The sequence below is a fragment of the Marinobacter sp. Hex_13 genome (genome assembly GCF_001566815.1).
Taxonomy (GTDB): Bacteria; Pseudomonadota; Gammaproteobacteria; order Pseudomonadales; family Oleiphilaceae; genus Marinobacter; species Marinobacter salarius.
Genome location: NZ_LSMM01000001.1, coordinates 227,022 through 250,630, shown reverse-complemented (window position 1 = coordinate 250,630; position 23,609 = coordinate 227,022). Strand labels below are relative to the sequence as shown.

Here is a 23,609-nt window from a genome sequence, read left to right as displayed (position 1 = left end):
GCGCGATATCCCCCGAGAGGGTACTAAGCGTGGTGGCTGTGTTACCTGAACTATAACGAATCCCCGACACTAAACGCAAGCGGCTATCCCGGTTTTGCCGGAAAAGGCACGGTCGATGCGCGCTGGTGTTCGGGGTCAGCTTGTCGGACAAAAATACTCTCCAGCCCTTAGTCGTGTTGTGCCTCAGGAGGTGGCAGGGACATTTCAATGATTTTGACGCGGCGTTTTCCGGTAAGGGGCTCTGCTGCATCAGCCCCCTTCTTTCTGCTCTTTAAAAGGTCCAGAGTCTGCTCAATACAAATAACCTATTCATCTGCCAACCCTATCAAAACCTTCTTCTAGTCAGAATTGACGATATATTTAATTTCCGAAGACGACACAGAGACCATATCAATCTGATAGTTCCGGAACCGGATTTCATCAGTGTCCAGAGGATATACGAGTTCCTGAGTGTAAGCGGAGCGAGCCATATTCTCGAACGTATATTCGCGATAAAGCAAGTTGATACCGTTTGCACCCTGACCTGTAAAGACCAATTCGTGGTTCAAGTACCCCGCTTCAGAAACTGGGGTTGTCGACTCCACAGGTGAGAATGTCGTGTCCTCAGGTAACAGATCGTATCCTGAACCGCTGCCAACGGGGCTAGACCAAAAACTAGGAGACATTACAGTTTGATCCCATTGGCCGTTCTCATTTACTCCGAACATCAACGTTGAGTTAGGGATCGCGAGAGCTGGATTGCCTTTTTCATTCGTTCCAGCAATGCGGTAAGTATTTCCAGCAGAGCCGTCGAGATAGATCGCAACAGAGCCAATACCGCCCTCAAGCACGAAGTCATTGTTTGCCCGGTAAAGGTCTTTCTTCACAACAGCCTTATAAGATTTTCGAACTACAATAGGATCGCCGACATAGGCCGTTGCTGGCTCACCAAGAGAATAGTTCTTAACATCCACAATCTCGATTTTATTGGCCGGTCGATCACCCATTTTCACGGATGTTGTGCACCCAGCGAAAACAAACACCAAAAGCACAATCGTCGATAATTTCATCAAAGTCTCCAGCTTCGAGATTTTCAGCGCTCACTGCCCACAATCAAATACATCAATTCAAACAAGGGTACGCCAACTAATATTGGATTCCCCTCCCCCCCCGCGATGCCTGACATCCAAAAGGATAAAGATCACGACCAAGCCTAAAGGTACTTCTCGATAGGCAACCATGACAAGAACCCGGACTTCGCCCGGCGCCACCAATGGACGGTCGGCTCGCTGGTGAACACTGCCTCACCGCTGCGCCACTGGAGATCTCCGTCCTCGTCCAGAGCCACCTCCCAGCTATTGCCGGGCGCCATGGTCAGCCGTACATCCTCCGCCACACGCTCTGCCAGGTCGGCACTGTGGATAATCAATACGGTTTCACCGTTGAGGTAGATGGAGCGGAGGTTAACGTTGAAGGACCCCACCACCAGGGTGCTGCGATCAAAAACCACTGATTTGGAGTGCAGGCTGACCTCGCCCGTGGCGCAGAAGGCGTCGTCACTCAACCATTGCCGGCAGGCCTCGGCATCAGGCTTGAGTTCGTAGATGTCTATGCCCTGCTCCAGCATGTAGGGACGCCAGCGGGCATAACCAGCATGGTTGGTGACCAGATCATTGGAAGCCAGAGAGTTGGTCAGCGCGGCAACCTCCAGTTGCGGGCGCTCATTGGCACCCAGGGCCTGCAACTGTTCCCTGGCAAGAATGAGGTAGGCGGACTCGATCAGGATTTCCCGGGTGGCTGTCTGCGCCAGGCGTTGCAACGCCAGTGCGCTCCGTTTGGGTGTCTCGGATGGCGCGTCCATATGTTCAGGGGGAGGGTCAAACACCAGTTCCCCCTGAGCAATCGTCATTCGGCTGAACACGCTGGTCAGTTCAGACCTGCCCTGTTCCGCCCCGGTGGGGGCAGAGATGGGAAGCCGGGGTTGTGCGATAGCCTGCTGCCGAAGCCCCTCCAGCGTCTCGGCCAACTCCGCGCCAGTAGGCATGGATGTGTATAGATCGGAAGCGGGGTAAGCCCAGGGGCTGCTCCAGTAAGCCTGGAAATTATCCGCCATACCCTCAACCACCGGCCCCAGAGCAAGGACATCGCGATCCCTGAAATAGCGGCTCTCATCGAAGCCGAAATATTCATCACCAATGTTGCGACCACCGACAATGCCCGCAGTCCCGTCAACCACAAATGTCTTGTTGTGCATTCGGCGGTTTATTCGCTGGAAATCCATCAGGAACGATACCCATCGGCCCCAGCCACTGCGGTTTCTGGCTGGGTTGAAGATGCGAATATGAATATTTGGGTGGGTATCCAGGGAAGCAAACAATTCGCCGATCCCCTCGGCGTTAAAGTCATCCAGCAGCAGCCGGACCTTAACACCACGGTCCGCTGCGAGTAACAGCCGGCCGGCCAGGTGCAGTCCGGAGTCATCACGGTTCCAGATGTAGTACTGAGCATCAATACGGTGTTCAGCCGCCTCAATCATAGCGGCTCGGTACAGGAAGGCGTCCTGACCAGAATCCAGCAGGTAATAACCGGATTGACCGTTCGCGTCAGCCAGCCGTTGCCGGGACTGGCTGGAAAGGAAACTGTCGTCAGTCAACACGGCGGTTTCGGCTCCGGAATGAGTGGCCGGCGGCAAACTGCCGGCACAGCCTGTCAGCAAGACCAGCAGCACTAGCAGCCCCGACAGAAAGTAGCGGGCCGACATCAGCCCGGCAACAGAGCGCCGCTGGTTCAGCATTAGCGCAGGATCACCAGCGGCTTTTTCGCGGTTTTCAGCATGGTGGTTGTGGTGCTTCCCACCAGGAACTGTCGAATTCGTGAATGGCCATAGGCACCCATTACCAGGATGTCGATGTCGTGTTCTTCCTGGTAGGCGTGGAGCGTTGGCTCTACATCCCCGGCGCGGATCGCGAGGGTGATGTCGGAGCCAAGGTCACCCAGCATCTTCTCTGCTTTCTTGAGCTGTTCCCAGCGGTCATTGGTGTCCGCTCCAATCATCACTAGATGAATCGGCATGCCTTTCAGTACCGGGCTACCCGCCAGAAGTTCCACGCCCTTGAACGCCGTGGCGCTGCCGTCAAAAGCCAGCATGGCGCTCTTTGGCTGCTCGTACTCGTCCGGAACCAGAAGAATCGGGCGGTGGACACTACGAATCACCGTTTCCAGTTGGCTGCCCACATGTACGTCACGGTCTGAACTGCTCTCACCGTGCAGCCCCATGACCAGCAGACGGGTCTGGTTTTCCAGGGCCAGCAGGGATTCCGTCAGATCCCCATGGCGCTGGCGCTTGATCACGCCGTCAATGCCCTGTTCCTTCACCCGGTGTTCTGCCTCATCGAGCATGTGATGGCCGTGTTCCAGGGCCAGCTTGGAACGCTTGCGGTCAAGCTCGGCAAGCTCATCCATCAGCTGTTCACGGCTTCCCAAGCCAATGCTACCAGCCAGGTCCGGCTCTGTTGGATAGCGTTCCTCGTCGAGAACGTGCAGCAGAGTCATCGGGGTTTCCATGTGCTTGCTGGCCCAGGCAGCGTAATCACACACCGCCGGTGCAGCCCGGGAGCCGTCGATACAGGCAACTACTCGTAGCATTTCAACCTCGCCTTGGTGATCCTTGTGGTTGTTATTCTGACCGGTTACGTCTTTGAATTCCTTGGCTTGTGTCATATCAGTGCGCCATCAACTGGTCAACGGCGTCGGGTTTATCGTGCACACCAAAGCGGTCAACAATGGTGGCACTGGCCTCATTCAGCCCGATAATCTCCACCTCCGCACCTTCGCGACGGAACTTGATAACGGCCTTGTCCAGAGCGCCCACTGCCGTAATGTCCCAGAAGTGAGCCCGGGTCAGGTCAATCACCACATTATCCACTGCTTCCTTGAAATCAAAGGATTCCGTGAATTTTTCCGAGGAACTGAAGAACACCTGCCCGACAACGTTGTAGGTACGGGTATCAGTCGCTTCGTCAAAGTCGGACGTCACCAGCATGTAATGGCCCACCTTGTTGGCGAAGAACAGGGCCGCCAGAAGCACGCCTGCAAGCACGCCGAAGGCCAGGTTGTGCGTGGCGACGACGACAATAACGGTCACCACCATCACAATGTTGGTGGACAGGGGATGCTCTTTCAGGTTCTTGATCGACGCCCAACTGAAGGTACCGATGGACACCATGATCATCACGGCTACGAGGGCCGCCATTGGAATCTGTACCAGCCACTGATCCAGCACCAGCACGAGAACCAGAAGGAATACACCCGCTGTCAGCGTGGAAAGCCGCGTTCGGCCGCCGGATTTGATGTTGATAATGGACTGGCCAATCATCGCGCAGCCGGCCATGCCGCCCAGGAGGCCAGAACCGATATTGGCAACGCCCTGCCCTTTGCACTCCCGGTTACGGTCACTGGTTGTGTCCGTGAGGTCGTCCACAATGGTGGCGGTCATCATGGATTCCAGAAGGCCAACAATGGCTAGACCGACGGAGTAAGGCAGGATGATCATCAGGGTTTCAAGATTCAGCGGCACATCCGGCCACAGGAAAATCGGAAGCGTATCCGGCAGTTGCCCCATATCACCGACCGTGCGGATATCGATGTTGTAGACCATCGCGACGATGGTCAGCGAGACAATACAGATCAACGGCGATGGCAGTATGCGGCCGACGACCGGCACCAGTGGAAACAGGTAAATGATACCCAGTCCGGCAGCGGTCATCGCATAAACGTGCCAGGTGACATTAGTCAGTTCTGGCAACTGCGCCATAAAGATCAGGATAGCCAGCGCGTTCACAAACCCGGTCACCACGGAACGGGACACAAAGCGCATCAGGCCACCGAGTTTCAGATAGCCAGCGCCGATCTGCAGCAACCCGGTCAGCAGCGTAGCTGCAAGCAGATACTCCAGGCCGTGCTCCTTTACAAGAGTCACCATCAACAGCGCCATAGCGCCTGTCGCGGCGGAGATCATACCGGGGCGGCCGCCGACGAAGGCTATCACCACCGCAATACAGAACGAGGCATACAGACCCACTTTCGGGTCCACACCGGCGATAATGGAAAAAGCGATGGCTTCGGGAATCAACGCCAGCGCCACCACAATGCCGGCAAGCAAATCGCCGCGTATATTGGAAAGCCAGTCGGCTTTAAGCTTGTTCACCATATCGTTGGTATCCAGTCAGAGAGGGCAAATTCGGGACGTAAAAACCGGTTGTAGTCGTCATGAGGTGACTACCGGAGTTCAATCAGGACGTAAACCTGGGAGCACAGGACGCTAGGGCGGAGTGATCGTCGTAACTGTCGTGGGGACGTTCATTAAGGTACGTTCATAAGCTGCGAATTAAAGGCGGCGAAGCATACCAGAACGGTGCTGAAAAAGTAACCGGCGGGCCCGGAGACCGGGCCCTGTTTACGCCACCGGCCCGGACAGGCCGTTGCTGGCGAGGTGAAAGGCAATGATCGCCATCATGGAACCAATGGCGCCATCAATGAACCGCCAGGACATGGGGCTCGACAACCAGGGGGAAAGCGCCGCCCCGCCGAACGCCAGCAGGCAGAACCACATGACAGACGCACTGCTGGCGCCAGCCACAAACACCAGCGGGCTGGCCTGTTGCGCGCCGATGGCAGGGATCAGCAACAAGGTATCCAGATACACCTGGGGATTCAGTAGTGTTACCGCCAGGGTGGTCAACACCACGGTCCGCAGGCTCGAAACATCCGCTTTCCTGGCATCCAGGGCATCACGTCCTTTCGCAGCACGAGCAAAGGCCAGCAACGCCAGCCAGCTGAGGAACGCCACACCCAACCAGCGCATCACGTCCAGCGCTTCAGGCACGGCCATCAACGCGGCGTTAACGCCGAACATGCCTGCCGTGAACAGCAAGATATCCGCCGTCATGCAAATGCCAGCGCAATACCAATGATGTTCCCGGCGAATCGCCTGCCCCAGGATGTAGGCGTTCTGAGCGCCAATCGCGATGATGATGCCGCCGCACACCAGCAGCCCTGTCAGATAACTTGTCAGCATATTTCCCTCCGAATTTGCTGGAAGCTTAAGGGGTAAGGGCTATACTTAAAAATCATAAACCTTATATCCCATGAATATTTCTTATGTTGGATTACAAGCTTCTGCAGGCACTTGCCGCGGTGATCGAGAACGGTGGGTTTGAGCGTGCCGGGGAGATACTCGGGCTCACGCAATCCGCCGTATCACAACGCATCAAGTCACTTGAAGTACGCCTGGGCCAGCCGGTTCTGGTCCGGCACCCGGAACTGCAGGCAACGCCGGCCGGGAACAAGCTGCTGAACCACTTCCAGCAGGTACAGCTTCTGGAAAGGGACCTGCGCAAAACCATACCCGCCCTTGCCGAGGACACCACCCGCCTGCGTATCGCTATCAACGCCGACAGCCTGGCCACCTGGTGGGCCGCTGTGGTTGGGGAGTTCTGCAGCCGGGAGGGTTTATTGCTCGATCTGGTTATTGAGGACCAGGACGTAGGCCTGAAGCGAATGCGCGATGGCGATGTGGCCGCCTGTCTGTGCAGCAGCAGCCAGCCCATTGCTGGCGGGCGTTGCGTGGCACTGGGGGAAATGACCTACATGCCGCTGGCGACCCCACAGTATGTTCGCCAGTTTTTTCCGGATGGCATCACACCAGAAGCTTTCGCCACCTCTCCGGCTATTGTATTTGGCCCCAACGACCAGCTACAGCACCGATTCATGGCCGGCTGTGGCTACCACGGCCGTTTCCCCTACCATTTGTGCCCCTCCTCCGAAGGTTTCGTCCAGCTTGCCAGGGCCGGCATGGGCTACGGCATGATTCCGCAAATCCAGGCCAGTCATTGGCTGGACAATGGGGGCCTGGTCAATCTTGCACCGGGTCATGAGCTGAAGGTGCCCCTCTATTGGCACTTCTGGCGACACAGCGGGGAGTTGCTACAGCGTTTGACCACCACGCTTGAGGGTGCCATCACCCACCATTACCGCGCACGGCGAAACGTCAGGTTGTAACGGCAGGCGCCCGTCAGCGAATGCAGTGCCTGCTTGAGCGTTAACACGCCATGGTAGCGGAGCCGCGCCGGGCCGCCCCAGACCACAACATCACCATGCTCAAGGGGCACTCGCTGCGGCCGGTCACTGCGCCTGGCGCCTCCGAACTGAAACATTGCCGGCGTGCCTAGGGACACAGAAACGATCGGCTGATCGAAGTCGTCCTCGTCTTTGTCCTGATGGAGCCCCATTTTGGCGCCAGGTGCATAGCGGTTCACCAGGCAGGCGTCCGGCTCAAACCCCGAGTAGCCCCCCGCGCTTGCTGCCTTTGCCGCCAGGGACCGAAACACGGCCGGCATCAACGGCCAGGGTTCCCCCGAAAGCGGGTCGGTTTGCTGATACCGATAACCGCCCGCATCCGTCACCCAGCCCCAGTCTCCGCAACAAGTCATCGCCACCGACATGGTGTGGCCACCGGGTGTCTGCATTTGCCGAAACCGGGCCTGTTCCGCCACGACTGAAATCGCCTCCAGCAATCGGCTGGCGTCGGCCCGGGCAAAACGGCGAAGGACAACTGCCCCGTCGCAGAGCGGCTCGACCCAGGGCTCTGATGAAGATGACTCGAACAAATCCATGGTCATTACGCGTTCACCGTATGATCAGGAAAACCGGGAGTTTAACGTCTACCCTTAGGGCAGTGCAGTCCCCTGCGCTTCGCTACGCCAGACCACCGTTTAAGGATGAACCATGCGTCGGAACCGCCAGTCCGCACAGGTATCGCTTGCCTTTCTGATTGCCTCTACAATCACCCTCGGCATGCTGGCACTCACCATTGTACTGGTCAGCCAAAGCTTTCGCGGCATGGAAAGCGCGAAAATTACCGCCGCCAGTGCCACGGCCCGTCAGCTTGCCGTCAGTGTGGATGACCGTATCCGTGCCATCACCGACCCGCCGTCAACCGCTCTCGCTGTCCTCAGCCACGACCCTCTTGCCATCGCCGATACATTGCAACAACGCCTAGTCAGACTACCGGTTGTCGCCGACATTCTCGACAGCAGCGACATCGTCAGTGCCGTTTACGCTGGCTATGCCAATGGCGATTTTTTCCTGCTACGAAAGATACGCAGCTCTGGCGCCATGCAGTTTCCAGACGCACCCACCAATGCGCAGTACCTGCTCCAGTCCATCACCAGGGCCGCGAATGGAAAGTCGCAATCCGTGTGGCACTTCTACGATGCCAGCCGCATCCTTCTGGAAAGCCGTACCCCATCTGACTACCACTTTGATCCTCGAGACCGTGGCTGGTACGAGCTCGCCGATGTCTCCGGCAATACGAAACTGACCGCACCCTATGTCTTCTTTACCACGGGTGAAACCGGCTTGACCCTTTCCCGACGACAAGCCGGTGCGAAGGGCATGGACGGCAATACCGTGTTTGGCATCGATGTAACTGTCACCGACCTGGGCACGCAGCTAGCCGAGCTGCGGCAGACGCCCGGCACCCGCATTGCCATCGTCAATACCGAGGGTTCCTCCCTGGCCTACACGGGGCCTGATGCCACCAACAGCGGGACAACATCCAACACAGCAAAGCCACAGGGGCTGAATGACGGAGCCATCAACGCCGTCCTGGAAAGCGATAGCAAGCAAGCCACGAGTGAATTGGTAAACCGCTTTACCACTGAAAACCGGGACTGGTACGGCATGACCGAGCCCCTTGAGTCCCTGGACCAGGAGAACCTGAAAATCGCCGTGGCCATTCCCGCCGACGAACTATTGGCTGATGTCTGGGCCGCTTTGACCCGGCAGACCATCCTGGCGAGTGCTATCGCACTTCTGTTGCTGGTCATCGGCTGGTTCCTGGGCCGTCGTGTGGGTAGACCACTGGAATTGCTGACACGCCGGGTGGGGGCACTCTCCCGTTTTCGTTTCGACACGTCCGTTTCCGTTGATTCCCATATTCGCGAAGCGCGTCAACTCAGCGTCGCCCTGGACGATATGGCCAGTACGATCCGCAGCTTCCAAAGCATTGCGACCGCACTCAATCGGGGTCAGGATCTGGATAGCCTTTTGCAGGATATCCTCGAACAGATCGTTCACATCCTCGGGCAGACCCGGGGTGCTATCTACCTGATGAGCCGCCAAAGCAGCGAACTCAGGCTTTCCGTGGACCGCGACATACACCCGCCGGAGACCATCACCGGCGTCAACGCCAAGGACGACGACAACGACGTGATAAGGGCGCTCCGTAACGCCCTTTCCGGCCATCCGGTATTCGCCATTCTCAGAAACCGGCGCAAACAGTTGATTGGGGCCCTCGTTATCGAAATGGAGCATGGTGAGCACACCCACCTTAGCGACGACCTGATCGTATTCGTCGATGAGATCGCCGGCTCCGCCGCCGTTGCGATCGAAACCCGTGAACTGATTGAAAGCCAGCAGGCGTTGCTTGAGGGCATCATTCGCCTGGTTGCCAACGCCATTGATGCCAAGTCACCGTATACGGGTGGCCACTGCGACCGCGTACCAAAACTCGCCCAGATGATGGTCGATGAAGCCATCCAGAGCCCCGCAGAACCCTTTGCCAACTTCACCATGAACGACGACGAGCGCTACGAGTTCCACCTGGCAGCGTGGCTTCACGACTGTGGAAAGATCACCAGCCCCGAGCATGTGGTGGACAAGGCCGTCAAACTGGAAACGATCTACAACCGCATCCATGAGATTCGCACCCGCTTTGAAGTTCTGCATCGGGATGCGGAGATCCGGTGCCTGAAAAGGCAACTGGCTGGCGAGAGTTCTCAGCAGGCGGAAACCGACCGGGATCGGGAACAGGAAGAGCTGCAGGAAGCCTTTCGCGCAGTCGCCAACGCCAACACTGGTGGCGAATTCATGTCGGAGGACAACATAGAGCACATCCGGCAGATCGGCCAACGCACCTGGGTGCGTCATTTCAGTGACAGGCTGGGATTGTCCGGCGACGAAAAGCAGGTTTTGACTGGCACGCCGGAGCAGACGCCACCGGCTACCGAGTCCCTGCTGGCGGACAAGCCCGGCCACCTTCGTCCCTGGGGTGCGCACAAACCGCCCGTCACCAAAGACGACCCACGGAACCGGTGGGGATTCGACATGACACTTCCGGAACATGCCGTTAATCAGGGTGAGCTCCACAACCTGACCGTGGCAAAAGGAACCCTGACCCCCGAGGAACGCTTCCGGATCAACGACCACATCGTACAGACCATCTGCATGCTGGACGCCCTGCCCCTGCCTGACAGACTTGCGAACGTGCCCCACCTGGCAGGCACCCACCATGAACGCATGGATGGACAGGGTTACCCCTGCCGGCTGAACGCAGACGACATGGGCATTCCCGAGCGGATCATGGCGGTGGCGGATATTTTCGAGGCGCTGACCGCCGTGGACCGCCCCTACAAGGAGGGCAAGACGCTGACCGAATCCCTGACCATCATGCAGAGAATGGTGGATGAGGAGCACATTGACCGAGCAGTGTTCGAGTTGTTTGTTCGTTCCGGTGTATATCGTCGATACGCGGAGCAACACCTGCGCCCGGAGCAAATCGACGCCGTGAATGAAGAACGCTTTCTGACATGAACATTCCTCCATCGCGACGGGTTGTTTTCGAATTCTTCGCCGAAACCCGTATACTTTGCGCAGTTTTAAACACTTGAAAAGGACACTGACATGTTCGGCCTGTTTATCGGCGGTTTGATCGGCTACTTATTTGGCCGTTTTCCCGGCCTTCTGATTGGCGCTGTGGCAGGCGTACTGTTGACCCGATACATCAAGAGCCGTCTGTGGCAAAAACTGCGCAATGTGCAGACCGACTTCCTGGAATCCGTGTTTGCGGTGATGGGCGCCCTGTGCAAAGCCGATGGCGTTGTCACTCGCGATGAGATCCAGGTGGCGGAACGCCTGTTCGACCGGTTTCGTCTCTCCGGCGAACACCGGGAGCGCGCCAAGGCAGCCTTCAACCGGGGCAAGGCCAATGACTTCGACCTGGATGCGGAACTGCAACACTTCCTGCGGGTGAGTGGTCGCCAGCCCGCATTACTGCAGATGTTCCTTCAGGTACAGGTGTCTGCCGTTGCCGCCGATGGTGTGGTCCACCCGGCCGAACATGAGATGCTGGTGCGTATTGCCCGGGGGCTGGGACTGCCCGAGGCCCAGGTAGACCAGTTGGAAGCCATGTTGAGGGGCGCTCACGCCGGCCAGGCAGGTGCGTCTGGCCAACCATCGTCCGCCAGCCAGATCGACGATGCCTATAAGGTTCTCGGGGTGTCGCCCTCCGCCAGCGACGCCGAGATCAAGAAAGCCTACCGCAAACTGATGAGCGAGAATCATCCGGACAAACTGGCTGGGCGCGGCCTGCCGGAAAGCATGCGGGAAATGGCAGAAGAGCGCACCCGTGAGATCAGCCACGCCTACGACGTAATAAAGGACGCCCGCAACTAACGAAAGGCCCGGCGAGGGCCTTTACTTACATCCCCTCTACTTGTCGTGCGCCGCGATGCAATTTCCCGATATGACATATCGTCACGTTTAGCTTTTATATACAGTGGATACAGTCCCGAAAACAACACGGAGTATCTGCTTTGACCGCCCAACATCCGTTGCAACCCCACCCGCAATCAATGCACACGTTCAGTGACGATCTGCTGGGCCGGCACGACGCCACCGGGCTGGCCGAACTGATTCACAACGGCGACGTATCAGCCGGCGAAGTCCTCCAGGCTACCCTGGCCCGGGCGCGAATAGCCGAACCCTTTATCCATGGCCTGGTTACCCCCATTCCGAACGACGGTGCCGGCATGATCGCAAATAAAACTCCGGCTGCAAAAACGGTGCCTGGCATCTTTGCGGGCGTTCCCACGGTGATCAAAGACAACACCGAGGTGAAGGGATTCCCCACCTCCCATGGCACTGCGGCCATCCATTCCCACCCGGCCGACGAAACCAGCCCTTTCGCCCGTCAGTTGCTGGCCCAGGGCCTGGTGTGTTTTGGCAAAAGCACCCTGCCTGAGTTCGGCTTCAATGCCACCACCGAACCCGCCCATGACACCCCAAGCCGCAACCCCTGGCACCTTCAATATTCCACCGGTGCTTCATCAGGAGGTTCCGCGGCGCTGGTTGCCGCAGGTGTCATCCCCATCGCACACGCCAACGATGGCGGTGGCTCCATCCGCATTCCAGCCGCCTGTTGTGGGCTGGTGGGGTTGAAACCAACCCGGGGACGGCTGATCGACAACGATGCGGCTAAAACACTCCCCATCAATATCGTCAGTGATGGTGTGGTAACGCGCACGGTCAGGGATACCGCCAACTTCTATCACGGAGCGGAACGCTTTTTCCGAAACCCGAAACTCCCGGCCATAGGAAAGGTGGAGCGCCCCGCCACACGCTCACTCCGTATTGGCCTGGTGACCGACTCCATCAACGGTCACGCCACCGACAGTCAGACCCGCGCAGCCGTTGAAAATACAGCACAACTACTCGAAAAGCTTGGCCACAAGGTGGAACCGGTAGGAGTTCCCGTTGCCTCATCTTTCCCTGATGATTTTGCGCTCTATTGGGGAATGCTGGCCTTTGGTGTGCGCGCAAATGGCAAGCGGTTGATTCACCCTAGTTTTGACAAGTCACAGCTGGACGGGCTAACCCTTGGGCTGGACAAAGCCTTCCGGAGGCAGTTCTACAAATTACCGGCGGCACTCTGGCGCCTGCACCGGTCGTATCAGGACTACGCTCGCACCATGGCCAGTTACGATGCCATTCTCACTCCGGTACTGGGTCACACCACGCCCGAAATCGGCTACCTGAGCCCCACGGTCGACTTTGATACCCTGTTCGACCGCCTGACCCAATACGTCAGCTTTACGCCACTGGCCAACGCCACCGGCGCACCCGCCATTTCGCTGCCAGCCAGCCTCACTGAGCAGGGTCTGCCGGTTTCCATTCAGCTGATGGGTAAGCACGGGGGTGAGCAGACACTGCTGGAACTGGCGTTTTTGCTGGAGGAGACGATGAACTGGCCCAGGATAGACAGCCAGCCCATCAGGTCATGACAGGTTCCGCTCCCTGAACGGAGGGGGGCTCGCAGACGACGACCTGATTCCGCCCACGCCCCTTGGCCTCGTAGAGGGCCCCATCGGCCCAACTGAAGATGTCTTTGGTGGCATCCGCCTGGCTGGGACAGACGGCACACAAACCAATACTCACCGTCAGGTGCAAGACTTCATCCGACACCCGGAACCCGGTTTCCTCAATCCGGCTCCGGATTTTCTCGGCCACTCTCAGCGCCCCCTCTTTCGGGGTATCCGGCAACAGAACCACAAACTCTTCGCCGCCGTAGCGGGCAGCCAAATCCTGTGGGCGCGTGACATAGTCGCGGATACAGTTGGCCACCATCTGCAGGCAATCGTCGCCGACCAGATGACCATGTGTGTCGTTGAACTTCTTGAAATGATCGATATCCAGAAGCAGCAGTGACAATGGCTGACTAAATCGATACGCCTTCACCACCGCCGAGCTGAAGGTACGGTCAAAGTGACCACGGTTCTTGAGCCCGGTGAGCGCGTCGGTGGCACTGAGTTCGCGCAACTGATCGTTGAGCGACTCGAGGTCCCGGGTGCGCTCCTGTACTCTCTGTTCAAGTAACGTATTGGCTTCCTGTTGAATACGAAGGGACTTTTCCTGAGCCATCCTGGCTTTGCGTTCTTCAAGCAACAGGCGCTGTTGGGCCTCGAAAGCACGCTTCTTTTCCCTGTTGAGCCGGTCTGCCAGCGCCATCGATAACAGAATGACGCCCATGGCGGATCCCACCTGGGTTGCGTTCTCCGTCAGCAGGTTGCGTGGCAACACGGTGAACTTGCTCAACGCCAGGACAATCCCTCCGAAAAGCATAAACACCCAGGCCAACGCGTAATACCTCGCTGCGGGGTCCTTTTTCAGCCAGCGCACAATGCTGAGCACCAGCATGGTCGTGCAGCCCAGGAAAGCAAGCAGAATGGTCGGCAGGATCAAGAGTCGATACGGAACCAGCAATCCCGCCGTTGCCATCACACCAGCCATAACGACAATCCCCACCGTCAGTCTGTTGAGAAACGGGTGGTTGGCTGACGTCACATTGAGAAAGTGAAGGCTAAAGGTGCCGCCAAACAGCACGACCAGATTGAGGAACACGGTGATCGCCTGGTCATTCCACCAGGTAGCCTCCGGCCAGAGATACTGGAAAGCAACGCCATGCAGGCTCGCCAGGAACAGGGGCATGGCCGAAATGTACCCCACATAATGCAGGAAGCTCCGCTCGCCAACCGCCATATACACAAACAAGTTGTAGAGGATCATCACCAGCACAATGCCGTAGTAAATGCCCTCGAACAGGCTGCGGGCCTGCTCGGCCACGTAGAAAGCATCCTGATCCCAAAGGGTCAGGGGCACCTGCATGGAACTGGTGGTGTCCACTCGAAGATAGATGGAGAGCTCGTCGTCACGTGAAAGGGAGAGCGGGACAAGAAAATTGCGGTGGTAGATTGGGCGCTGGTAGAACGGCTGCTTATCACCCAATAACTGTCGTTTTACAAGCTCGCCATCTTCGAGCAGATAGACCTCGATATGGTCCAACACCGGATACCCGATTTCCAGGAACAGGGGAGCCGTGGCGGCCCCTGGGTTGCGAACATTTACCCGGAACCAGTAAACCTCATCACCGTATCCCAGGCTAACGCTGTCTTTTCCGTTTGACTGCCACTCTCTTTCGGGAAGCTGTCTCACGGAATCCAGGGGGACGGCGCCGGCGGGTTCCTGCCAATACTCCACATACCTGAGAAGCTCCAACCGCTTGGCATAACTGTCCCAAACCGCCGGCTCCGCTGAAACCAGAGCAGGCAGCGCAAACAGCATAATGGCGAACAGAATCTGCGTCAGACCCTTTTGCAAAGATATTCCCAGTTCAAGAGAGACAATAAATTTGTTGTTTTTTCGCTACCAGCATAAACCAGAAACCGGCATTTCGCCGCAGGCGCCTTTAAAATGACTCAATCAGACAATAAAGCCTAACTAACTGCGGTACTTCCGAACGCTGGTGAAGACCCATGTCCCACTCTTATGACTTCAAAGTGGACAGTATCGGGGCCGGGTGCCAGTATGAGAAAGTCGAAAAATGAAAAATGCTGGCGCAAAGCGACCAAACGCCGCTCCTTGTCGTACACCTACTATCGTCCTCGAAACTGACAGCCAGAGACTATGCACGATACGGACACCTTCGTGACCTTTCACAAGGCACTGACGGAACTCAGCCACAGTCCGGCGTTTATCGACAAGAAGCGCCCGCAAAAACTCGCAGACCTGACGGCGCTCTGCGCGAGGCTGCTCAACGTTGACCGGGTCAGTGTCTGGCAGTTTCCGGAGGAGCGTGACCGCATTGAGTCCGAGTGGCTTCATACTACGGACGCTGCCACCGGTGACAAATCCAGCCTGTACCAGTCCGGCAACCCGGAGTACTTCTCGGCCCTGGAAACCGAACGCGTGCTGTCTGTCCGGGACGCCCAGAACGATCCCCGCACCCGGGCATTCGCGCCGGGCTACCTTATACCCTTGAACATCCTATCGATGCTTGATGCACCGGTATTTGATGGTGCCCGGCTCAGTGGCGTCATTTGCCTCGAATCAACCCATCAACGGGACTGGACCCTGCCGGAAATATCCTTCGTTATCGCTATTGCCGATACCATCAGCCTGATCAATACCCACGAAGCCTGGCTCCACTCACAACGCGCACTTGAATACGTTACCCGTTACGACTCACTGACCGGGCTATCAAACATCGAATCCCTGCGAGACCGTATCGGCCACCTCGCCGACAAAATAGAACGACGAGGGCTTGGTAGCCTGGCGCTGATATGGATTGACGTGGACCGCCTGAAATCCATCAACGATGGGCTTGGGCCTCAGGTGGGTGACAACGTTATTGCCGAAGTCGGCCGCCGCCTGAAAAAGCTCTCTGTTCCAGGCAAGGATCTACTGGCCAGGATTGGAGGCGATGAGTACGCCCTCATGGTGCGCAACCACACCATGCGGGACTCTCTGGAACTGACCGCCTCGCGTATAAGGCAGGAAATCAACAGGCCCATCCGCCTCACTGGCCACTCCATCACCGTTGGCGCAAGCCTGGGCATCTGCCACTTGCCCGGAGACTGTCAAACCACCGAAGAGCTGTTGCGTGGCGCCGAAGCCGCCATGTACAACGCCAAGCAGCGGGGCCGGGACCAGGCGTGCTTCTTTGATTCGAGCATTCAGGTAACGGCCCGTTCGCGATTCGTTCTGGAAAACGAGTTGCGGGCCGCCATCAGCAACCACACCCTGGAAGTGTTCTATCAACCCATCATGAGCGCCGCCGGGATGAAACTGGAGTCGCTGGAAGCCCTGGTACGCTGGCAACACCCGCAACGGGGTTGGCTGTCACCCATTGAATTTCTGGGGATAGCCAGAAGCGGTGGCCTGATGTATGCGTTGGGGGAGTGCGTGCTTCGCCGCGTGTGCGAACACTGGCAACAGGCCCACAACCAGGGCATTACGCTGCCAGAGATTTCCGTCAACCTGGCGGCCGAGCAGGTATCGATACCGGAACTGCCCAGCCTGATCAGGGAAACCTGCCATGAATATGGCGTGCCGGCCAGCGCGTTGCATTTCGAGGTAACCGAGGATTCCATTCAAGGGGATTTCAATTCACTGAACAGTATCCTGGAAGAGCTGGTGGCCGATGGTGCAAGCCTGTCCATAGACGACTTCGGAACCGGCTATTCTTCACTGTCCCGCCTCAAGAGTCTGCCCTTCTCGCGGATCAAGATTGACCGTTCCTTCATCAGCCAACTGCCAGACGACGAGGACGACTGCGCCATTACCCTCTCGATCATTGGCCTGGCTCGAGGGCTTGGGCTCTCGGTCGTCGCCGAGGGCGTCGAAACCGAAGCCCATGAACAATGGCTTTTCCAGCGGGGCTGTGATTACCTGCAGGGTTATCGATACAGCAGGCCTCTGCCATTCAACACGCTCATGGACGAGTTTTTCCCGCAATCCTGACGATCAAGGCGAAAGGTCATGCATTGCTGGAGGAGTCCGTAACAGCCGGTTTGATTTTCCGTCCCACTTTGTCCCCCAGTACCAGCAGCGCCGGGGTCAGCAACAGCGTGAGCACCGTTGCAAACGCCAACCCGCCGGCAATAGCACTGGATAGCTGGGTCCACCACTGCGTGGACGGAGCACCGATGCCCAAAGACGGGGTCAGGAGATCCACATTTACCCCGAGCACCATTGGCATCAGCCCGAGTATCGTGGTGATGGCCGTCAGCAATACCGGTCGCAGGCGCAGGCATCCGGTCTCCAATGCGGCCTCGAATGCCGCCATACCGCTTTTTCGCATCTGGTTGTAGGTGTCGATCAGAATGATGTTGTTGTTCACCACGATGCCCGCCAGGGCAATGATGCCCATGCCCACCATTACGATTCCGAACGACTGCCCGTTAAGCAGCAGGCCAAGCAATACGCCCGCTGTGGAAAGCACAATGGCCGATAGAATGAGCATGGTCTGGTAGAGCGAATTGAACTGGGTCACCAGGATCAACAGCATCAGGGCAATCGCGACCAGAAACGCCGATGCCAGGAAATTCGAGGCTTGTTCCTGGTCCTCATTCTCTCCGGCAAAACGGACGGATACACCCTCGGGCGTTTCAGGCATTTGCTGCTGCAACTCCATCAGCAGTTCGTCCGCACGGCGACCCGGCTCTATCTCGGACTTGATCGTAATGGTGCGCTGTCCGTCCACGCGGGTAATGCTGCCAATCTTGTCACCGGGAGCCAACTCAACAAACTCCGAGAGCGGTACCTGCCCACGGCTGGTGTTAATCGTCTGGCGCTGGAACTGATCCAGCTCCCGCCAGTTATTAGGCACTCTCACGGCGATATCGACTTCGTCGCGCACGTCCTCAGGGCGATAGGTGGCGAGCACCAGTCCGTTGGTAATCAGTCGCACCGCACTGCCAACGCTGAGCACGTCTGAACCAAATCGGGCGGCGGCTGAGCGGTCAACGTTCAGGCGCCATTCGATGCCCGGAAGGCTGCGGTCGTCTTCGACATCCACAAAGCCATCGATGCCAGACATCCGTTCCCGGACAAGAGCGACATACCGTTCCAGTTGGTCGCTGTCCATACTGCTGACCATAAGCTCAATGGGCTTGCCATCCGCAGGACCACCCTCTTGCTTGCGAAACTCCAGTTCAATGCCGGGAATGTCCGCAGTGAGTGAACGGAAATCTTCCAGTATCTGTGTCGCTGGCCGTCGCTCAAACCAGTCCGTGAACTGGAACTGCAGCACACCGATGACGTCTGGCGCCATCTGATTTCCGGGACTGACCATTGAGCGAGCATAGAGGGCTTTCACCTCAGGCATTCCCTGTAAACGCTGCTCGACCTGCCGAACGATGGCATCGCGCTCCTGCACCGACAGATCCCCTCTGGCCCTGACATGTACCTGCGCTGAATCCGGCTCCACGCTCGGGAAAAATTCAACACCATGGTTGAACTTGCCATAAGCCGCATAGATGACCACAACGACGCCAAGCACGCCAAGAAGTGTAAAACCGGGCTTTGCCAATAGTCGCCCGAGAACGCCACGGTAGACGTCCGTCATCCGACCACTGATCGCAGACTGGGGACGGCGTTTTCCGCCGCTGATGCTGCCAAGGACCGGCAAAAATACGAGAGCCATGGCCAACGAGGCGGTCAGACAGATGATGACGGTGGTGGGCAAAAAGCTCATGAACTCGCCGACCACGCCCGGCCAGAACAACAGCGGGATGAATACCGCCAGCGTGGTGGCGGTTGACGCGATGATGGGCCAGGCCATGCGGCTGGCCGCCTCGCCCCATGCAGACTTTACGTTCTGGCCCTCGGAGAGGTTCCTGTCGGCAAGCTCCGACACCACGATGGCCCCATCCACCAGCATGCCAGCCACCAGTATGAGGCTGAACAGAACCACAATATTAAGAGTAAAACCCATTCCCCAGATCACCAGGATACCGGTCAGGAACGCACCGGGAATGGTGAGCCCCACCAAAAGGGCGGAACGGGGACCCATGGCGGCAATGATCAGGACGATCACCAGCACGATGGCCGTCAGCACATTGTTGAGCAGATCACTAAGGATGTCCCGGACCTCGCCAGACTGGTCCATGATGTAGCGAACCTCGAGCTCGTCGGGCAGTTGCGGCCCGGCACGTTCAATCAGCGCCTTCACCTTTTCCACGGTTTCGATGATGTTGGAACCGGTCCTCTTGGAGATTTCCAGCACCAGCGCCGGCTCGCCGTTGATCCTGGCGAACCCTCGCGGGTCTTTGAAGGTTCGCTGAAGCATAGCCACGTCGCCAAAGGTCACAACGGTGTCGCCGCCCACCTTGACCGGCATGGCCATAACATCTTCCACGGATTCAATAACGCCCGGAACCTTCATGGTCATGCGACCGGCACCGGTATCCAGGCTTCCGGCGGCAACCAATTGATTGTTGCGAGTGACCAACGTCGCCAACTGATCAAAGTCGACGCCATAGCTTTCAAGCACCTGGGGATCGACAACGATCTCCAGGAGGTCTTCCCTGTCACCACCAATGTCCACTTCCAGCACTTCCGGGATGCCTTCGATGGCATCCTGCAAACGCCGGGCAATAGTGACCAGCTCGCGTTCGGAAAGAGGCCCGGAGAGGCCAACCGACATGACCGGAAACAGCGCCACGTTAATTTCATTGACTCTTGGTTCGTCAGCTTCCTGAGGCAGCTTGCTGCGGGCGGTATCAACCTTTTCCCTCACATCCTGAAGCGCGATGTCCGGATCAAACCCGGCGTCGAATTCCAGCATCACCGAGGCGTGGCCCTCGGAAGCCGTACCACGCATTTCCTTGACGCCCTCGAGGGAACGCAATTCCTGCTCCATTGGCCGGATAAGCAAGCGCTCACCGTCTTCCGGGCTGATTCCCTCCAGTGTCATTGACACATAGATCATGGGAATGGTGATGTCCGGGTTCGCTTCTTTGGGGATGGTCTGAAAAGCCGCAACACCACCCAGGATCAGGAAAGCCAGTGTCAGCAGTGTGGTCCGGCTGCGGTCGAGAGCGGCGAAAATCAAGGTTCGCATATCGGTTAGCCCCGGTCCGAATCACGATCAACCGGGCGTACCTGCTGCCCGATGGATACAAAACCCGCGCCCCGGGTAATCAACCGGATTTCATCCGGCAGGCCAGTGACCCAGGCGCCATCCGTGGTGACGTTCAGGAGTTTGACCGTGGTAAACACCACTTCGTTATTGTCGCCCACATAGCGAACACCGGGCCGGCCATCATCCCCAAGACTGAGATAGGCCGGCGAAATGAACATCGCCTCCACTTCCGGCAGCGCAATGCGCAGCGTGGCACTACCGCCGGCAACCCGCTTACGTTCCGGGTTGTCTATGGCCACCTCCACCGGGAAACTACGGGTGTCCGGGTCTGCGGCACTGGCCACGAAATTCACCACGCCTTCCAGGCTGTCACCATCCAACGTGCGAATGGTTACGGCCTGCCCTTCTTCGACGGCGCTCACTGACTGCTGCGGGATTTGCCCCGTCGCTTTCAGCCGATCAACGCGTACCAGCTCCAACAGTGGTGACCCGACCTGGACCAGATCACCAAGGTCGACATCCCGTCGATTCACCGTTCCATCAAAAGGCGCTCGTGGCTCCAGGTTGTCAACAGCAAGACGTGCCTGAGTGAGCTCAGCTCTCGCCGCAGACAGATCACTTTGCAGGGTCAACACTTCGGATTCGGAGGTGAGATTCCGGGATCGGAGCTTCTGGGCAGCCGATAAATCGGCTTCCAATTTGCGAATGCGGGACTGCCATTGTTCTACCGAGGTACGTCGCCCATCCTCGGAGAGTCGAAGCAGGACATCCCCCGCCTCAACCTGGTCACCCTGCTCCACCATCAGCTCTTCTACCGTGCCGGCTACCCGAGCGCCAACTGACACGGTTCGCCAGGGCTCCAACTGCCCCTGCAGCATTAACCCGGGCTCGTAAAGCCTTGTACGCAACACATCCACCTGGACGGAGGGCGCGCTGACCGACTCCTCAGGTGTGTCCTCTGGCGCCTCGTCCCGCGCTTCCTTGACGTCACCGGTTGCCATCCATACCACCAATAAAGCCAGTACCAGAAAGGACAATCCGATAGATCCCAGTTTTGCTTTGGTCATTGATCGCTCGCAGTTAAATTCGGGTGATGTCGGTTTACAGTCCAGGCAGTCGTTTTAGAAACTGTCAGAAAACGGTTGCATCCGGTTGTTTTCGTGGGGTAGATTCTACACATAAACTTCTCTCAGATTCAGAGCAGATACTGATTTTATGAATCTCAACGCAGTGGTTGTCCTTGTGAAGCTAGTCCTGGTGGTCGTGGTACCGTCCGGGGGCTTCTGCGTGGACAAGCGGGTGAGATAGAAACAGACTCGACAAACACACGAAAGCCCCCGGCACCGAAAGGTCCCGGGGGCTTTTTTTTGCATCAGGAAAAAGGAATAACAACCATGAACGGCGCACAGCACATTCTTGACGCGTTCCACCGCCACAGCATCAGCACGGTTTTCGGGTATCCGGGCGGCTGCATCATGCCGCTATACGATGCGCTGGTGGACGATGTCGGTGTGGAACACGTGCTGTGCCGCCACGAGCAGGCCTGCGCCCTGGCCGCCGACGGCTACGCCCGCGCAAGCGGTAAGCTCGGCGTATGTATTGCCACCTCAGGCCCCGGCGCCACCAACCTGATCACCGGCGTTGCCAACGCTCACCGGGACTCCATCCCCATGCTGGTCATCACCGGCCAGGTGCCCTCGGGATTGATCGGTACCGACGCCTTCCAGGAAACCGACGTATTGGGCATGACGCTGGGCATCGTTAAACACAGCTATCTGGTTGACGACGCAGACAGCCTGCCCGCGATCATGGAAGAGGCGATGGAACTGGCTCAAAGTGGGCGGCCGGGGCCGGTGTGGATTGATATACCCAAGGACCTGCTGCTGGCTGATGTCAGCGATGCTCCCTTCCCCCGGTCCGAGCCACGGGAGATCAGCTTCCCAGACCTGGCCGAAGCGCTCACGATGCTGCGGGCGGCCCGCAAACCCATACTCTACAGCGGTGGTGGCATCAGCCTGGCACACGCTGAAGATCGCTTTCGCACGTTTGCTGAATCCGCCGCTCTGCCAGCGGTGGTAACGCTCAAAGGTATCGGCAACCCGGGAAAACACAACCCTTACAACCTGGGCATGCTGGGCATGCACGGCTCCCGGGCGGCCAATAAAGCCGTGGATGAATGCGACCTGTTGCTGGTTATCGGTGCCCGCCTGGATGACCGCGCCACCGGCAGCCTGGATGGCTTCGCCCCCAATGCAAAGATGATTCACATTGACGCCGACGCCGCCGAGATCAACAAACTGCGCCCGACCGAGCTGGCTATTCGGGGGGACCTGAATGACATTCTCGAAACACTGACCAACGCCTTACAGGACAAGCCGCTGGACATTGGCGACTGGCAGAAACAGTGCCGAACCTGGTACACCACCGGCGGCTTCCATGCCGCCGACAATGAAGAACCCTTGGCGCCGATCACCGGCCCGGCCTTTGTTCGCCAGCTCTCCCGAATTGCCCCGGATGATACCGTTATCGCCTGTGACGTCGGCCAGCACCAGATGTGGGTAGCCCAGCACTACGACTTTGACCACCCTCGCCACCACCTCACCAGTGGCGGCCTGGGCACCATGGGCTTTGGCCTGCCCGCTGCCATCGGTGCCCAGTTTTCCGACCGCAATAGTACGGTGATCAACGTGACGGGCGATGGCTCGTTCATGATGAACGCCCAGGAACTGGCCACTATCCGCCGCTATAACCTGCCGGTAAAACTGATCGTCATGGACAACCAGTGCCTGGGCATGGTGCGCCAGCAACAGGAACTGTTCTACGGCAATCGTGAAAGCCAGATCAATCTGGACGACAACCCGGACTTCGTCGCCATGGCCCGCGCCTTCGACATCCCGGCGTTGCACATCAGCCGCACTGACCAGATCCGTCGTGGCATTGAGACCATCCTGGCCTACAACGGCCCGATGCTTTTGCACGTAGCCATCAGCCGTGAGGAGAACGTCTGGCCCATCGTCAAACCCGGCGCCAGCAACCGCGAAATGATCGACGAAACCCGACGCACCAACAAAAAGGAACACGTTGCATGAAACCGCAAAGCCAGTCCTCAACACCGAGCTATAAAATCAGCTGCCGCATGTCGCAGGAAGCGGCCGCCCTGGAGCGTCTTTGCCAGGTGGTCCGTATTCGCGGTTTCCGGATTGCAACAATGGCGGTGGAATCCGCCGGGGAGAATTTCGATATCACCCTGACCCTGGAGGGAACCCGGCCGATTGCCATGCTCCAGTCGCAATTGGAGAAGTTGCATACAGTGGCGGAGGTTGCCCTTGGTCAGGTTTCGGGGGTTCGGGTTCAGACTGCCTGACGCTTT

16 protein-coding genes are annotated in these 23,609 nt (G+C 57.9%); 7 read left to right on the top strand and 9 right to left on the bottom strand.

Annotation, left to right across the window (positions count from 1 at the left end; genetic code table 11):
- Positions 1-338: 338 nt before the first annotated feature.
- From AXW11_RS01220 to AXW11_RS01200, 5 genes are all read right to left on the bottom strand, one after another.
- The gene (locus AXW11_RS01220; protein WP_228301247.1) at positions 339-1,049 is read right to left on the bottom strand and encodes a hypothetical protein; all 711 of its coding nucleotides are present in this window, start codon (positions 1,047-1,049) and stop codon (positions 339-341) included.
- Positions 1,050-1,192: 143 nt separating this feature from the next.
- Positions 1,193-2,773 carry a phospholipase D family protein gene (locus AXW11_RS01215; protein WP_258955188.1) on the bottom strand — a complete coding sequence of 527 codons (1,581 nt, stop codon included), beginning with the start codon at positions 2,771-2,773 and terminating at the stop codon, positions 1,193-1,195.
- A complete protein-coding gene (locus AXW11_RS01210; protein ID WP_091641629.1) occupies positions 2,773-3,699 on the bottom strand; it encodes a universal stress protein in 927 nt (308 codons plus the stop codon). The genes AXW11_RS01215 and AXW11_RS01210 overlap by 1 nt, the downstream gene beginning before the upstream one ends.
- 1 nt (position 3,700) lies before the next feature.
- Positions 3,701-5,188, bottom strand: coding sequence for a SulP family inorganic anion transporter (locus AXW11_RS01205; protein WP_036204539.1), 1,488 nt, complete (start codon positions 5,186-5,188; stop codon positions 3,701-3,703).
- Between the two features lie 246 nt (positions 5,189-5,434).
- On the bottom strand, positions 5,435-6,055 hold the full coding sequence (locus AXW11_RS01200) for a LysE/ArgO family amino acid transporter (protein WP_007151886.1): 621 nt from the start codon (positions 6,053-6,055) through the stop codon (positions 5,435-5,437).
- Positions 6,056-6,138: 83 nt separating this feature from the next.
- Between AXW11_RS01200 and AXW11_RS01195 the strand changes: the two genes are divergently transcribed.
- On the top strand, positions 6,139-7,038 hold the full coding sequence (locus tag AXW11_RS01195; RefSeq protein WP_036204537.1) for a LysR family transcriptional regulator ArgP: 900 nt from the start codon (positions 6,139-6,141) through the stop codon (positions 7,036-7,038).
- On the opposite strand, the gene alkB is transcribed toward AXW11_RS01195, so the two are convergent.
- Positions 7,008-7,658 (bottom strand): DNA oxidative demethylase AlkB, encoded by a 651-nt coding sequence (gene alkB, locus AXW11_RS01190; RefSeq protein WP_091641632.1) that lies wholly within the window; start codon positions 7,656-7,658, stop codon positions 7,008-7,010. The two genes, AXW11_RS01195 and alkB, sit on opposite strands and share 31 nt — an antisense overlap.
- A gap of 106 nt (positions 7,659-7,764) precedes the next feature.
- Between alkB and AXW11_RS01185 the strand changes: the two genes are divergently transcribed.
- The 3 genes from AXW11_RS01185 (at position 7,765) to AXW11_RS01175 (ending at position 13,100) form a co-directional block, all read left to right on the top strand.
- Positions 7,765-10,632: an HD domain-containing phosphohydrolase gene (locus tag AXW11_RS01185; protein ID WP_091641635.1), complete on the top strand. Its 2,868-nt coding sequence runs from the start codon at positions 7,765-7,767 to the stop codon at positions 10,630-10,632.
- Positions 10,633-10,722: 90 nt separating this feature from the next.
- A complete protein-coding gene (gene djlA / locus AXW11_RS01180; protein WP_036204533.1) occupies positions 10,723-11,493 on the top strand; it encodes a co-chaperone DjlA in 771 nt (256 codons plus the stop codon).
- A gap of 140 nt (positions 11,494-11,633) precedes the next feature.
- Positions 11,634-13,100: an amidase gene (locus AXW11_RS01175; RefSeq protein WP_309598973.1), complete on the top strand. Its 1,467-nt coding sequence runs from the start codon at positions 11,634-11,636 to the stop codon at positions 13,098-13,100.
- On the opposite strand, the gene AXW11_RS01170 is transcribed toward AXW11_RS01175, so the two are convergent.
- On the bottom strand, positions 13,090-14,973 hold the full coding sequence (locus AXW11_RS01170) for a sensor domain-containing diguanylate cyclase (RefSeq protein ID WP_258955189.1): 1,884 nt from the start codon (positions 14,971-14,973) through the stop codon (positions 13,090-13,092). The genes AXW11_RS01175 and AXW11_RS01170 overlap by 11 nt on opposite strands.
- 327 nt (positions 14,974-15,300) lie before the next feature.
- On the opposite strand from AXW11_RS01170, the gene AXW11_RS01165 reads away from it, so the two are divergent.
- On the top strand, positions 15,301-17,115 hold the full coding sequence (locus AXW11_RS01165) for a putative bifunctional diguanylate cyclase/phosphodiesterase (RefSeq protein ID WP_258955190.1): 1,815 nt from the start codon (positions 15,301-15,303) through the stop codon (positions 17,113-17,115).
- Positions 17,116-17,131: 16 nt separating this feature from the next.
- Here AXW11_RS01165 and AXW11_RS01160 read toward each other — a convergent pair whose 3' ends face one another.
- Together AXW11_RS01160 and AXW11_RS01155 are read right to left on the bottom strand one after the other, a co-directional pair.
- Complete coding sequence (locus AXW11_RS01160) at positions 17,132-20,218, bottom strand: efflux RND transporter permease subunit (protein ID WP_091641643.1); 3,087 nt, start codon at positions 20,216-20,218, stop codon at positions 17,132-17,134.
- 5 nt (positions 20,219-20,223) lie between these two features.
- Entirely contained in the window at positions 20,224-21,306 is a 1,083-nt protein-coding gene (locus tag AXW11_RS01155; RefSeq protein WP_091641646.1) for an efflux RND transporter periplasmic adaptor subunit, read from the bottom strand.
- A gap of 327 nt (positions 21,307-21,633) precedes the next feature.
- Here AXW11_RS01155 and ilvG point away from each other — a divergent pair, with 327 nt between their 5' ends.
- Together ilvG and AXW11_RS01145 are read left to right on the top strand one after the other, a co-directional pair.
- The gene (gene ilvG, locus AXW11_RS01150) at positions 21,634-23,328 is read left to right on the top strand and encodes an acetolactate synthase 2 catalytic subunit (RefSeq protein WP_041334682.1); all 1,695 of its coding nucleotides are present in this window, start codon (positions 21,634-21,636) and stop codon (positions 23,326-23,328) included.
- Positions 23,325-23,603, top strand: coding sequence for an ACT domain-containing protein (locus tag AXW11_RS01145; protein ID WP_075195854.1), 279 nt, complete (start codon positions 23,325-23,327; stop codon positions 23,601-23,603). Before ilvG ends, AXW11_RS01145 begins: the two co-directional genes overlap by 4 nt.
- Positions 23,604-23,609: the final 6 nt, after the last annotated feature.

Excerpts from the sequence above, each read along its gene's own strand:
- AXW11_RS01220 (WP_228301247.1), bottom strand. The coding sequence starts at position 1,049 with ATGAAATTATCGACGATTGTGCTTTTGGTGTTTGTTTTCGCTGGGTGC.
- AXW11_RS01215 (WP_258955188.1), bottom strand. The coding sequence starts at position 2,773 with ATGCTGAACCAGCGGCGCTCTGTTGCCGGGCTGATGTCGGCCCGCTAC.
- AXW11_RS01210 (WP_091641629.1), bottom strand. The coding sequence starts at position 3,699 with ATGACACAAGCCAAGGAATTCAAAGACGTAACCGGTCAGAATAACAAC.
- AXW11_RS01205 (WP_036204539.1), bottom strand. The coding sequence starts at position 5,188 with ATGGTGAACAAGCTTAAAGCCGACTGGCTTTCCAATATACGCGGCGAT.
- AXW11_RS01200 (WP_007151886.1), bottom strand. The coding sequence starts at position 6,055 with ATGCTGACAAGTTATCTGACAGGGCTGCTGGTGTGCGGCGGCATCATC.
- AXW11_RS01195 (WP_036204537.1), top strand. The coding sequence starts at position 6,139 with ATGTTGGATTACAAGCTTCTGCAGGCACTTGCCGCGGTGATCGAGAAC.
- alkB (WP_091641632.1), bottom strand. The coding sequence starts at position 7,658 with ATGACCATGGATTTGTTCGAGTCATCTTCATCAGAGCCCTGGGTCGAG.
- AXW11_RS01185 (WP_091641635.1), top strand. The coding sequence starts at position 7,765 with ATGCGTCGGAACCGCCAGTCCGCACAGGTATCGCTTGCCTTTCTGATT.
- djlA (WP_036204533.1), top strand. The coding sequence starts at position 10,723 with ATGTTCGGCCTGTTTATCGGCGGTTTGATCGGCTACTTATTTGGCCGT.
- AXW11_RS01160 (WP_091641643.1), bottom strand. The coding sequence starts at position 20,218 with ATGCGAACCTTGATTTTCGCCGCTCTCGACCGCAGCCGGACCACACTG.
- AXW11_RS01155 (WP_091641646.1), bottom strand. The coding sequence starts at position 21,306 with ATGACCAAAGCAAAACTGGGATCTATCGGATTGTCCTTTCTGGTACTG.
- ilvG (WP_041334682.1), top strand. The coding sequence starts at position 21,634 with ATGAACGGCGCACAGCACATTCTTGACGCGTTCCACCGCCACAGCATC.
- AXW11_RS01145 (WP_075195854.1), top strand. The coding sequence starts at position 23,325 with ATGAAACCGCAAAGCCAGTCCTCAACACCGAGCTATAAAATCAGCTGC.